The following is a 13,494-nucleotide window of genomic DNA, read 5'->3' as shown; positions in this document are numbered from 1 at the left end:
GGCTTGGTCTCGCCAAGTTTTCTTTAAAAGTCGTTGATTTCCGCTCCAGGATACTCGCTTTCCGCGGGGCGTACGGTGAGCCCACTCGACGCCTAGCGACCTCAGGAGTCTCCTTATCAAGGAAGCATTTGTGCTCCTGCGTCTACAAGAAAGTCCTGTCGAAGCGAGCTTTCTCGTCGCATGCCTTGCGAGGAGATTATTCAGGTAGTAGGCACGCTGATCCCGCAGGACAAGGAAAGCTTCGGCAGCGTTACATCACACGAAGAAAATGCGATTTTCATTTTCGAGGAGTCTCGCACCTTGCTTTCCAATCAACTTGCACAAGGTGAGTTTTTAAAATGACTCAAAAGCAACAATCTATTAGAAAAGGGCCAATAGTTATAACCAGAGAGGAGTTACGTTTATGAACCGTACTTGGTGGAAGGAAAGTGTAATCTATCAAATATACCCACGGAGCTTCAACGATAGTAATAATGATGGTATTGGTGATATTCCCGGGATCATTGAGAAGCTCGATTATTTACAAGAGCTTGGGATCGATGTCATTTGGTTATCCCCTGTCTATCAGTCACCAAACGACGATAATGGCTATGATATTAGTGATTACCAGGCGATAATGGATGAATTCGGGACGATGGAAGATTGGGACCTGTTACTTGAAGAAATCCATCGTCGAGGCATGAAACTGATCATGGACTTAGTCATCAATCATACATCGGATGAACATGAATGGTTTATAGAATCTCGAAAGTCCCATGATAATCATTATCGGGACTATTATATTTGGCGTGAAGGTAAAGGTGGAAAAGAACCGAATAATTGGGAGTCAATCTTCAGTGGATCTGCATGGCAGTTTAATGAAAGAACAAATGATTATTATCTTCATTTATTTTCAAAAAAACAACCAGACTTAAATTGGGAGAATCCGAAGCTTCGGAAGGATATTTATGAAATGATCAGATGGTGGCTTGATAAGGGGATTGATGGGTTTAGAATGGATGTCATCAATTTCATTTCCAAAGATCAAGCGTATCCTGATGGAGATGTGGTGGAGGGTAAGCGATATGCATCAGGGGCGAAATATTTCATGAACGGTCCACGCATACATGATTATCTGAATGAGATGAACAGGGAAGTTTTATCTGACTACGATATTATGACAGTAGGCGAAATGCCTGGGGTCACCCCAGAACAAGCAAAACTTTACTCTGGTGAAGACCGGAATGAGTTGAATATGGTTTTCCATTTTGAACATATGGATCTCGATTCAGGCCCCGATGGAAAATGGGATGTAAAACCTTGGTCCCTTGTAGAAATGAAGAAGATTTTCAACAAGTGGCAATTAGATTTAGGTAATGAGGGATGGAACAGCTTATACTGGAATAACCACGATCAACCTCGTGTCGTTTCCCGTTTTGGTGACGACTCGGCCTATAGGGAAACCTCCGCTAAAATGCTTGCTACAACCTTGCACATGATGAAAGGTACGCCTTACATCTATCAGGGGGAAGAGCTTGGAATGACTAATGTGAAATTTAATTCAATCGAAGAGTACAAAGACATTGAGACCTTGAACATGTACAAGGAAAAGATCGAGAATGGTGAAAATGTGGATTGTATCATGGAATCAATCCATATCAAATCGAGGGATAACGCAAGGACACCGATGCAGTGGAACGGAGAAACCAATGCAGGTTTTACAAATGGTACTCCATGGATAAAGGTTAATCCCAACTATAAAGAAATCAATGCAGAACAAAATACCCGGAATCCTCAATCTGTTTATCATTACTATCGGGATCTGATTAAACTGCGGAAGGAACATGAAATCATCGTCTATGGGGCATACGAATCTTTGCTGGAAGAAGATGAAGATATTTTCGCTTACCTACGAAGACTTGAGAATGAAGTATTGTTGGTGATCAGCAATTTCAGTGGTGAAGAGCAGCACTTTGTGATTCCTCCTGAAGTACGAAATCACCAAACGTGCAATTTAATGATCAGTAACTACAATCTATATGAAGATGATCTGCAAGATTTCCATTTGCAACCATATGAATCCAGAGTTTATAAAATAAGGCTCTAAGCTAAGCTTTATTAAATAATGATCTTAATTTAAGGCTGAGTATTATTAAAAAAAGCTTTATTTGCGACACTCATGTGGGAAAAGCGAGCCAGTCGAGACCCCACAACCATAATGTTTTTAGTTAACGGACACCAGAGCCGTTATTTGTAGGTAAAATCGGTGTTTCTAAATTTTAACGGACACCAGAGCCGTTATTTGTGAACAAAGCAGCTGATTTCCTATGATTTTTGCGAAATAAGGTCCCTGATGTCCGTTAAGTTTGTAAATTTCCATAAAATTGGCCAAATAAGGGCTCCTGTGTCCGTTAACTGTTTAGCCAACTTGGGTTTAAGCCAGAAGAGAACGTGGTTGCGCAGATCGCCTGCGGAAAGGGAGAGAATTTCGCAAAAATCAACAATAAAGTTAAACAAAGCCCTGACTAAAATAAAGATATAAAGCTTAAAGAATACAGATAACCGTCCGTTCAGCGGTATCTGTATTTTTTATTTCATTTAAAGAAAGTATAAATACTTTCTTCAATATAAGGGAAACTAAGGCACAGCCTGCACTAAAGCTGGGCTGTGCCATGTTTTCATTTTGGACAAAATAGAAAAAATTACTGGATGTGAATGCATGAAATTAAACGGGAACATCATATCAGGAGATTTCGACCAGGTGAATAATGAGTTCATGCTGGAGAGAGTCAAACAATTTACTACTGAATCAGCTCTTAATGAGAAACAGTTAAATACACTGTATGAATATTTAAATAAGAATGCAGACGTAACAGATGGATTGATTCTTACGCTATATGATCAAATGCTAGTCCATTTAAGCCAGGAAGACATCAGTCAGTTCTTAAAAGACTTAAACGAAATCAGAACGTTTTATCATTAAAAAGTGGAGGCTGTCCTTTAAGTGTCAGTCTTTTCTTTTGGCTGTATTCGCAAACTTTGTTGCTCTTGGACTTAAAGAAAGTATAAAATACTTTCTTCAGTATAAGGGCAACTAAGGCTCGACCTACAAAAGGCTTGGTCTCGCCAAGTTTTCTTTAAAAGTCGTTGATTTCAGCTCCAGGATGCTCGCTTTCCGCGGGGCGTCGGTGAGCCCACTCGTCGCCTTGCGACCTCAGGAGTCTCCTTTTCAAGGAAGCATTTGTGCTCCTGCGTCTACAAGAAAGTCCTGTCGAAGCGAGCTTCCTCGTCGCATGCCTTGCGAGGGGATTATTCAGGTAGTAGGCACGCTGATCCCGCAGGACAAGAAAAGCTTCGGTAGCGTTACATCGCACGAAGAAAATGCGATTTTCATTTTCGAGGAGTCTCGCATCTTGCATCTCCAATCAACTTGCACAAGGTGAGTTTTTAAAAATGACTTAAAGGCCACAATCTTTTAGAAATGAGTCTTTTCTTTTTTGACTTCGGGAGATTTCTCAAAATTTCGAAAAATAATATATGATTTGGGAGGATTTTGTCATTTTAAGAGGAAAATTAATTATATACAACCTTCCTCTTCAATCTCTAAAGACAATGTTTTTATTTCATTTAAAGAAGTATAAAGACTTTCTCAATATAAGGAAAACTAAGGCTCAACTTGCGCTAAGGCTTGGTTGAGCCAAGTTTTCTTCATAAAATGTATACGCTTACAATGTCTTTTTACTTGGCTATGTTCTTTAGAAAAGGGGAGGAAAGTACTTACATACATAGGAGGGCGGTAAAGGTGTTAGGAATGGAAGATGGCGGAGTTGCGTTTGTTTGGATCGCTACGGTACTATCAGCGATCGGTTGTGTGGTCTTTGGGGCAGTAATGTGGAACCGTGGGGGAGATGAGCAATGAATTTAGCTGTTTTGATACCCATCATTATCGTCTATATAGGAATTATGTCAGGACTCGCTTACTACGGTTATAAAAAGACGACTACGGAAGCGGATTACTTGGTAGGAGGACGAAACATCCACCCTGCTGTTATGGCTCTTTCTTATGGAGCTACGTTTATAAGTACCTCTGCGATCATTGGATTTGGTGGAGCTGCAGGTGTGTTCGGAATGGGGTTGTTATGGCTCGCCTTCTTGAATACCGTTCTCGGAATTTTCGTTGCATTTGCGGTATTCGGCACACGGATTAGAAGATTATCTCTTCAGTTGGGTGCAACAACTTTTCCTACTTTACTTGGAAAGCGATATGAGTCCAATTTCATTACGGTATTTGCAGGTGCAATGATTTTCGTATTGATGCCTGCTTATACGAGTATCGTCTTGATTGGTGGTGCGCGGTTCTTGCAAGAATCCCTTGCCATGAACTTTAATATCGCACTATTGATCCTCGCATTGATCATTGCACTCTACGTGGTCAGCGGGGGAATCAAGGCAGTGATGTATACTGACGCTTTCGGTGCAGTCATCATGCTCGTCGGAATGGCGATCTTCCTTTTCGTAACCTATCAAGCTGTCGGAGGTTTGATAGAAGGACATAGTGGATTATCAGCCATGAAAAGTTTGGTGCCGCAAGCCTTAGTTGATGGAGGACATCTTGGGTGGACTAGTATGCCGGCGCTTGGCTCTCCACTATGGTGGACTGTTGTAAGTACAATTATCATGGGTGTCGGTATTGGAGTGCTTGCACAGCCACAGTTAGCTATGAGATGTATGACGGTTAAAGATGACCGCGCTCTCTATCGGTCTGTACTTGTCGGAGGAATCTTCATCTTCTTTATGACTGGGGCTGCATTTGCAATTGGCCCGTTGAGTAACTTATATTTCTATAATACATCCGGTGAAATCGCGTTAACAGTCGCTGGAGGAAATGCAGATTTAATCATTCCAAAATTCATCAATGCACTTATGCCTGATTGGTTCATTTACTTGTTTACGCTTACGCTGATATCTGCCACGATTTCAACGGTTTCTTCATTGATTCACGTTCAAGCTACTGCATTTGGACAGGACATTTTGAAAACACTTGGTATCAAGAGTCTGTTCGGAATGAAAATGAATCTGACCAGAATTGGAGTTCTACTTGGGGTTATCGCAGCGATTATTTTGGCGTATCTATTGCCGGCTGGGATCATTGCTACAGCGACGGCATTCTGGTTTGGAATATGCGGGGCAGCATTCTTGCCTGCTTTGATGGGAGCTTTATTCTGGAAAGGTGCGACAAGAGCTGGTGCGACCTATAGTATTGTTACTGGGTTTACAGCCAGCATACTCGGTTTTCTTTTCTTCCATCAAAAGGAAGCCGCGGCATTTGGTATTTCAAAGGCGATTTTCGGTAAAGAAACGTTACTTGCATTTCCTTGGACACATGTTGACCCATTGTTTTATGCGTTGCCATTATCTGCGATCGTCTTTGTGGTGATCAGCCTGTTGGATACAAGCTCGAAAGTGAAACGCGAATATAGTGAGCAACAAAAAACTGCTTTATAAAGTGCTAACGACGAAATGATGAACTTGCACATTAATAGCTTAGATGTACAAAAGGAGACTGTCCCATTCCAGGACAGTCTCTTTCAATGCTTTAAACTGATTTTTTCTCGTTCCTTATATGCTGCAGGGCTCGCTTGAGCATGACCTGGTTCTTATCACAGATCTCTTGTTTCCTTGGAATGTTTGGATAGAGGTCGGGCACATCATCCCATAACGTTGGTAGTTCGATAGCTGATTTCTCTTGCCACCTTTTCAACCAGGATTCAGGCAGTGAGCCCTGAAGGTCAAGTCCGTTCATTTCTGCCCAGATAAGGGACCAGGCTCTCGGTACGACTCTCCAAATATCGTAACCACCGCCACCTACAGCAATCCAACGTCCCTCTGTATAGCGATCGGCTGCCCGATTCACCAATTCAGGGATTTTACGGTAGGATTTCATTGTCAGAGAAAGGTGGGTCAGAGGATCCCAGTAATGGGCGTCAACTCCATTTTGGCTGATGATCACATCGGGCTTGAAGAACCTGACGATTTCTTCGATTGCTTCCTCAAGCAATGGTATCCAGGAATCGTCCTCTGTAAAGGCGTCAACCGGCAGATTGAAGGAGTAACCGTAACCTTTTCCAGCACCTTTTTCTGAAACGTTACCTGTACCTGGGAATAGGTAACGTCCAGTCTCATGGATCGAAAATGTGCAAACATCCGGATCGTCATAAAAAGCCCATTGGACCCCATCTCCATGGTGGGCATCTGTATCGATATATAAGACACGAGCATTGTATTTTCGCTTCATATATTCAATTGCTATGGAACTATCATTATAAATGCAAAACCCAGAAGCACGCCCTCTGAAGCCGTGGTGTAATCCGCCACCTAAACTGAGGGCTTTGTTTGTTTTACCTTCAAATACCTGCTCAGTAGCAGTCAATGTTGCACCGACAAGCCAAGCACTGGCATCATGCATATTTTCAAAAATCGGTGTGTCATCCGTATTCAAGCCGAAGCTCGACTCTTGCGATTTGGGCAGCTGCCCTTGCCCGGCTTTTTTGATAGCGTTCACGTAATCTTCATTGTGAACGAGCATGATTTCTTCATCAGTCGCTTTTCGCGGTTGGACGATTTGTTCGTCCGATAGGATCCCAGTTTCTTTCAAGAGTTCATAAGTCAAATGGAAACGAAGCGGATTGAACGGGTGATGATTACTAAACTTATAACTTAAAAGCTGATCTGAAAAAATGAAGATCGGCTTGGTCATACGTATTCTCCTGATGCGTCCGGCCATAATACGTTGTATCCCTCCGTTTTCAGATGATTGATGATCGGTTGAGGATTCATTGTCTGCACTCGAAGCACAAGCACCTTGGTTGCATCTGTTTCTCCAGGGTAGACGAGAACACTGTTGATGTTGACATTATGGTTCCGGATCACACCGGTTACATCCGCTAACTTTCCAGATACGTTTTCAACTTTGATTTCAAATTGGGAGCTTGGCTGATGCGCTCCCGTAAGCTGTATCAAGGTATAAAGCATGTCCCGTTCAGTAATCATCCCAACGACTTCGTTGTTCTTAACAACAGGAATACATCCAATCCGTTCCTCATAAAAAATCGAAAGTAGCTCTTCAACGAAATCCAGCGGATGACACGTAATCACATCTCTCGTCATTACCATATGAACACCGGTTTCGCCAGGTGAATGATGGGTTGGAATCCGGTCTAATACCAAATCCCTATCTGAGACGATCCCTGAAAGATGTTTATGTTCATCGACAATTGGAAGATGTCGTATCCGGTGTTTTACCATCAACTTTTTTGCTTCTTCTATGCTGACATTTTCCCGGACAGTTATGACTTCTTTTTTCATTATTGATTCGACTTTCATTTTTGGACCTCCTAATACATGAAACGATTTTGAAAACGGAGCTGGTCGAATTTTTGAATGGATTCTCGATCGACACGACTGCCGATTCTTGCCATCAAACAATTGGCGGGATGGGAGCTGATTTCAGGATCATCGGTTGCATACCATTCAAGTCCGCCGGCATTCATCATTTTTTCCATGACTTTCCGATAGTCCCAAACCGATAGCCCGGTTCCTTTCAAATCCCAATGCCAGTAGTACTCTGTTGTAATGATGATGAAATCTTCCATTGAATCATCCATCATCGAAACCTTCAATAGATTTTTACCAATTTTATAATTGCGGAATTCAGGTATGATTTCAATCGCACCAAGCTCGATCAGATTCTCCATATTCCCTTGTGACCATCGTTCCATAGGGTCAGGATATACATATGTTACGTATCCAACTATCATATTTTGGTGACGCGCGATGATGATCCGCCCCTCTGGTAATCCAGCTATTTCAATCAGTGCTTTATGCTGTTCAGCCGGAGGCCGGAACGCAGTAAGATCTTCATGAAATTCATAGCTTGCAAGAGTTGTAGGCTTGATTGGACCTTCTAGAATCAATTTCCCCTTAGGTGTATTTACTGTTTTTGCGTTATAGATTTTTGTATGCTTCAAACTCGGTTTCACCACCTGTTTCATACTCTAGTTCCTATTATACATGAAATCACAAATGAGTAAGCGGTTTCAAACTAAATAATAGCAACAGTGTTAAAATTGAGAATAATCGAAAATATTGATATACTGAATCTAAATCTTAGACTTTGTAAGTTTATCATTGTTGATTTTCATTCTTCGAAAAGAGCGAAATTTGTGACACTCCTGCGGGAAAAGCGAGCCAAGCGAGACCCCACAGCGAGGAACTCGCGAGGAGGCTTGCGTTTTTAGAGCTAGAGCATGGAAGTGATGTCTAGCTCAGCGACCAATCACTTGGATCACTTCAGACTTCCTGCGGCTGCAACAGCCTCCTCGTCAGTCTTCCAGTGACCTGCGTGACTAAACGGGTCGCTTCCGCTTTTCGTGAGCCCGCGGAAAGGGAGTGAATTTTGCAGAAATCAGCAAATAAGGATAACAAAGTCAAATCTTAAATAAAGGGGAGATACAATAATGAAAGTGGAAGCGCTTCCTGTTATCAATGGCGATTATAACCTACAAGATTATGAAACTACCTATAATTCTTTTGACTGGTCAGAGGTTGAGAAGAATTTCTCCTGGTCTTCTACAGGTCGAGTCAATATGGCCTATGAAGCAATTGACCGGCATGCGGAATCCGTAAAGAAAAATCAGGTAGCCCTTTATTTTTCAGATCCAAAACGTGATGAAAAATATACGTTCAAAGAAATGAAGGATTACTCCAATAAAGCAGGTAATATCCTTAAAGATCTTGATGTAGAAAAAGGGGACCGTGTCTTCATCTTCATGCCGCGTTCACCGGAACTCTATTTCCTATTCCTCGGAGCTTTGAAAGTTGGAGCGATTGTCGGTCCATTGTTTGAAGCATTCATGGAAGGAGCAGTGACCGACCGTCTTGAGGATAGTGAGGCAAAGGTGCTTGTGACAACACCTGACCTTCTTGATCGCGTTCCTGTAGATAAATTACCAGCACTGAAGCATGTCATCCTTGTTGGAGAAAGCGTGCAAGAAGATGACACTTATGCGGATTATCATAAACGTATGGAGAGAGCGAGCAAAGACCTGCAAATCGAATGGGTTGACCGTGAAGACGGCATGATCCTGCACTATACTTCCGGTTCAACTGGAAAACCAAAAGGTGTCCTGCACGTTCATAATGCAATGCTTCAGCATTATCAAACAGGAAAATGGGTCCTTGACTTGAAAGATGATGATGTATACTGGTGTACTGCTGACCCAGGTTGGGTTACCGGTACTTCTTATGGTGTCTTTGCTCCTTGGTTGAATGGTGCATCGAACGTCATTCGTGGAGGGCGATTCAGTCCGGAAGATTGGTACTCGACGATTGAAAAATACGGTGTAACCGTTTGGTATAGTGCTCCAACTGCTTTCCGTATGCTGATGGGTGCAGGTGATGAGGTGATCAAGCAATTTGATCTCTCAAGCTTGCGGCATATCTTGAGTGTAGGAGAGCCGTTGAATCCTGAAGTTGTGCGTTGGGGCTCGAAAGTCTTTGATCTCCGCATCCATGACAACTGGTGGATGACCGAAACAGGTGCACAGTTGATCAGTAATTTCCCAGCCATGGAAATCAAACCTGGTTCAATGGGTAAACCAATTCCAGGAGTGAAGGCTGCGATCATTGATGATCAAGGAAATGAATTGCCGCCATTCAGAATGGGGAACCTGGCAATCAAAAAAGGTTGGCCGTCCATGATGAGAGCTATCTGGAACCGTCCTGAAAAATATGAATCTTATTTCACAGCAGGTGATTGGTACATTTCGGGGGATTCCGCTTACATGGATGAAGACGGATATTTCTGGTTCCAGGGTCGTATCGATGATGTCATCATGACGTCCGGGGAACGTGTCGGTCCGTTTGAAGTCGAAAGTAAGCTGGTCGAGCATCCAGCAATTGCTGAAGCAGGTGTCATCGGGAAGCCAGATCCTGTACGTGGAGAAATCATTAAAGCGTTCATTGCCCTACGTACTGGTTACGAAGCAAATGATGAGCTTAAAGAAGAGATCCGCAGCTTTGTGAAAAAAGGGTTGGCTGCACATGCAGCACCGAAGGAAATTGAATTTAAGGATAAGCTGCCAAAAACAAGAAGTGGTAAGATCATGCGCCGTGTCTTGAAGGCATGGGAACTAAATCTGCCGACAGGCGATTTATCTACAATGGAAGATTAATAGCAACAAGAAAAACCACATAGTATTGTTCGGAAAAATAACGGGCTGTCCCATTCGTAATTCTATCGGGGCAGCCTTTTTTTAGTCTTACATGCAGCAAACAAATGTAAAATTATGTTAAAGTGGTATGTAGGAGTGAATAGGGGGGATACAAATTGACTCAGATCATCGATCAGATCAAAATCGTAGAATATGAACCTAGATATGCTGCTGCCGTTGCTGAAATGTGGAACAATAGCCAGGATGGATGGGGTGGAGGAAATTCTGTACAAACGGAAGAACAAATCCTCAGAGAAGAAGCAAATTCGACAAACCTTCATCTATACCTAGCTTTGGAGGAAGAAAAGGTTGTTGGATATTGCAGTCTTGGTGAATATAAGGAGGATGAAGGTGCACTTTATATTCCACTCCTGAATGTGCGAAGTGATTATCACGGTAAAAAGATTGGAAAGAAGCTGTTACTGAAAGCTTTAGAAAGAGTTATCGAAATGAAATGGCCTCGCCTTGATTTGTATACGTGGCCGGGTAATACAAAGGCCGTGCCTTTATATAAGAAGTGCGGATTTTTCTGGGAAGAAAGGGACGATACCACACATTTAATGAATTTCATGCCTACCGTTTTACATACAGAAGCGGTTCAGGAATTTTTCAAAGATATGAAGTGGTATGAAGCCAGTACCAGACTGATTGAAGTTAAGCCAGACGGTTTAATCGAAAACGATTTCCACTATTATGAGTATTCATGGGACAAACTCGGTGGAATGCTGAAAATGGAATTTGAACGTTTTGGACGAGGGCTTCGTTCGATTGAAACAGATGATTATAAGATTTCTGTCACCGTAGAAGACTTTAACTTAGTTTTCGGTGCTGAGTATAAAGTTCGTTATCATCTTAAAAACAAGACCGGAAAGCCTTTAACTTTGTCCTTGTACGGTTGTGATAATAAGAATATCCAGTTTTCATTTGAAAAGGATCTCATCGAAGTGGAAGATGAAGAAATCATAGAGGCTCCTTTCTTTGTTGATCGGATTGAAGAAGAACAAAGTGTTTGGAGAACGCATCCTACAGTAGATACGAATGTATTGATCAACGGAAAAACAGCACGATTCCAGGTCGGCGTCGCGCCTAAATTTCCGGCGAATGTTCGGTGCCACCTACCTCAAAACTTATCGTTCATTGACCAAACGTCCAGCTTGTATGTGGATATTGAAAACAACTATAAAGAAACCATGACGTTTTCATTCGCCTTGCCAGAGAGTGAATTATTAAGTCTAGAACAAAATAATCTAGAGGTGACGATACAGCCGAAGGCGAGGTGCTCGATTCCACTTACCTATTCTCTTAAGAAACACGGGTTTTATTCTCCAGATGTTGAGATTACAGCGAGAAAAGCTGATGGTTCTCAAGTTTCTTTCACCAGAAGAATCGGTGTTGCCTTTAAGGGAATTGGCACCAGATTTTTTGGCGAGAGCGAAGAGACTTACCACATTTATAATGGTCAATATCATATGTGGCTTCAAAAATTCGATAACTGGTTGATCCCCGGAAGAGAACAAACGAAAGATCAGGATTCTGCATTCATGTTTCCGCGCCTTGGAAAACCATTCTCCGAAGAGTTTTCAAAGGTAAGAGCTGAAAATGTCGAGTTTTTTGAAGACGCTGGTTCTATAGGTTACAAAGCATCGTATTCTTCCAAGGCTTATCCGGGTGTGAAATTACATGCAGTAGCTAAATTATTCTCAGAAGGATTGATAGAACACCACTATGGAGTAGAAAATACGAATTCAAATACACTGGACGACGTTTTATTTCTCAATAATCCAATCTACCATACGCTTGAAAGAGCGGTAATCCCTTATGAAAATAGATTGATTGAAATGAAGGATTCAATCGGTTCGTATCATGAATATTGGAAAGGTGATTCCGTTTCTGAAAATTGGATGTTTTCAAGGGATGATTCCAATCCACGTGGACTTAGCTGGTCCAAGAATGTAAAAATCAACTTTGGAGGTTGGTTCGTCTATTTTGAAAACCGGCTCGGAAAGTTGAAAGCCAATGAAACAGTTAAAACTGAACCTGTATATCTTTCAATCGGCGCTTTTCGAGATTGGCAGTCTTTCAGAGAATTTTCATTACAGAAATCTCTTGATCATGGATTATTGACCGACCATCTTGAAATCAATGTTAATGGATATAATCCGTTCATTACCCAAGAGTCAATCAAGGTTAGAGTATCAGAATACAAAGCTTCTTACCTGAATGGTGCTATTGAAATTCGTTCAAGGGATCAAACGTTAGAGGAGAAAAAGGTACCTTCAGCTGAAGAAATCAAGATGAAAGACTTTGACATTTCTTTAACTGATTTACCTCAAACGGGGATATTGACAGCAAACTTGAAACTGGATGCGATCGAAACGGAAAAATCCTCCATGTATGTCATGATTGGAAGTGAAGGTGTCCGTTTTGAAACAACCGAAGTGGACGGTTTGGAAATCTTCAAATGCAGCAATGGTTTGATGGACATTTCAGTTGCTCCTGACTTCTATCCTGGGTTGTATTCTATCATTTGGAACAATCATGAATGGCTTGATTCTTCATACCCGAGAGTAAAGCCAAAGTCCTGGTGGAATCCCTGGTCTGGCGGAGTGGAGAATAGACTGAGGGATGTCAGTCAAAGGTCTTTATTAAAGGAAAAGCGCCATGCCGAATTCGTTTCAATTGTAGATTCTAAAGAAAACAAATGGGAAGGAATTAAGGTGGTGGTTCGACTTGAGGAAAATGAAACATATAAAGGTTTCGAATATCATCAATACTTCTTACTATTACCTGGGACACCCATTCTTTGTCAAACGACAGAAATCATTCAAAGCACAGGGCACTATCTCGATATGAAAAAATGGGATACCAATTGCTTCTTCAATCCTAGTACAAAAATGGAATATAGCTGGGGGAACTTCCAGAATGGCTCTGGTGACTGGCAGAAAATCTATGGTGGAAAAGGTGAGCAGCAAATGAGGGTGGCCCGGAATGGCGCAATCGGCTCAGATGAGCATGAAGGCATTATGCAGGTCATCGCGGATTTGACTGGTTCTCGAATGAATTCATATATCAATAAGGAAATCATGTTCCTCGAAATTAATACTAAGCTTAATGTAGAGGATGGGAAGAGGATGTTTACTAAACCTGTCTTCTTCCTTGGGAATCAAACGGTTATACCAGACAGTGCTTTAAAAGATTTGAAGTCCATTCGTTTCAAAAGTAAATAGACATGGTAATAAAAAAT

The 13,494-nt window shown here is 41.8% G+C and carries 11 protein-coding genes; 8 read left to right on the top strand and 3 right to left on the bottom strand.

Features of this window, described 5'->3' with window-relative positions; translation table 11 throughout:
* The first annotated feature begins 180 nt into the window (after window positions 1-180).
* From ACTWQL_RS00300 to ACTWQL_RS00275, 6 genes are all read left to right on the top strand, one after another.
* Window positions 181-342, top strand: a complete 162-nt coding sequence (locus ACTWQL_RS00300) for a hypothetical protein (RefSeq protein ID WP_443140460.1) — start codon at window positions 181-183, stop codon at window positions 340-342.
* A gap of 61 nt (window positions 343-403) precedes the next feature.
* Window positions 404-2,086: a glycoside hydrolase family 13 protein gene (locus ACTWQL_RS00295; RefSeq protein WP_443140459.1), complete on the top strand. Its 1,683-nt coding sequence runs from the start codon at window positions 404-406 to the stop codon at window positions 2,084-2,086.
* A gap of 612 nt (window positions 2,087-2,698) precedes the next feature.
* Window positions 2,699-2,962: a hypothetical protein gene (locus tag ACTWQL_RS00290; protein WP_443140458.1), complete on the top strand. Its 264-nt coding sequence runs from the start codon at window positions 2,699-2,701 to the stop codon at window positions 2,960-2,962.
* 310 nt (window positions 2,963-3,272) lie between these two features.
* Window positions 3,273-3,422, top strand: coding sequence for a hypothetical protein (locus ACTWQL_RS00285; protein WP_443140457.1), 150 nt, complete (start codon window positions 3,273-3,275; stop codon window positions 3,420-3,422).
* 368 nt (window positions 3,423-3,790) lie between these two features.
* Window positions 3,791-3,898, top strand: a complete 108-nt coding sequence (locus tag ACTWQL_RS00280; protein WP_443141428.1) for a hypothetical protein — start codon at window positions 3,791-3,793, stop codon at window positions 3,896-3,898.
* Window positions 3,895-5,484, top strand: coding sequence for a sodium:solute symporter family protein (locus tag ACTWQL_RS00275; RefSeq protein WP_443140456.1), 1,590 nt, complete (start codon window positions 3,895-3,897; stop codon window positions 5,482-5,484). Before ACTWQL_RS00280 ends, ACTWQL_RS00275 begins: the two co-directional genes overlap by 4 nt.
* A 91-nt stretch (window positions 5,485-5,575) precedes the next feature.
* Here the strand turns inward: ACTWQL_RS00275 and ACTWQL_RS00270 are convergent, their stop codons facing one another.
* Genes ACTWQL_RS00270 through ACTWQL_RS00260 form a run of 3 tightly spaced genes read right to left on the bottom strand, consistent with a single transcriptional unit; the run spans window position 5,576 to window position 8,006 of the window.
* Window positions 5,576-6,736 (bottom strand): acetoin utilization protein AcuC, encoded by a 1,161-nt coding sequence (locus tag ACTWQL_RS00270; RefSeq protein WP_443140455.1) that lies wholly within the window; start codon window positions 6,734-6,736, stop codon window positions 5,576-5,578.
* Complete coding sequence (locus ACTWQL_RS00265) at window positions 6,733-7,362, bottom strand: acetoin utilization AcuB family protein (RefSeq protein ID WP_443140454.1); 630 nt, start codon at window positions 7,360-7,362, stop codon at window positions 6,733-6,735. The genes ACTWQL_RS00270 and ACTWQL_RS00265 overlap by 4 nt, the downstream gene beginning before the upstream one ends.
* Window positions 7,363-7,373: 11 nt before the next feature.
* Window positions 7,374-8,006 (bottom strand): GNAT family N-acetyltransferase, encoded by a 633-nt coding sequence (locus ACTWQL_RS00260; protein WP_443140453.1) that lies wholly within the window; start codon window positions 8,004-8,006, stop codon window positions 7,374-7,376.
* 489 nt (window positions 8,007-8,495) lie between these two features.
* Between ACTWQL_RS00260 and acsA the strand changes: the two genes are divergently transcribed.
* Window positions 8,496-10,211 carry an acetate--CoA ligase gene (gene acsA / locus ACTWQL_RS00255; RefSeq protein WP_443140452.1) on the top strand — a complete coding sequence of 572 codons (1,716 nt, stop codon included), beginning with the start codon at window positions 8,496-8,498 and terminating at the stop codon, window positions 10,209-10,211.
* A gap of 155 nt (window positions 10,212-10,366) precedes the next feature.
* Window positions 10,367-13,477: a GNAT family N-acetyltransferase gene (locus ACTWQL_RS00250; protein WP_443140451.1), complete on the top strand. Its 3,111-nt coding sequence runs from the start codon at window positions 10,367-10,369 to the stop codon at window positions 13,475-13,477.
* Window positions 13,478-13,494 lie beyond the last annotated feature (17 nt).

The sequence above is a fragment of the Pseudalkalibacillus sp. R45 genome (genome assembly GCF_052246725.1).
Taxonomy (GTDB): Bacteria; Bacillota; Bacilli; order Bacillales; family Fictibacillaceae; genus Pseudalkalibacillus.
Note: the sequence above shows the minus strand (reverse complement) of the source record. Positions and strands in the feature narration are given on the sequence as shown.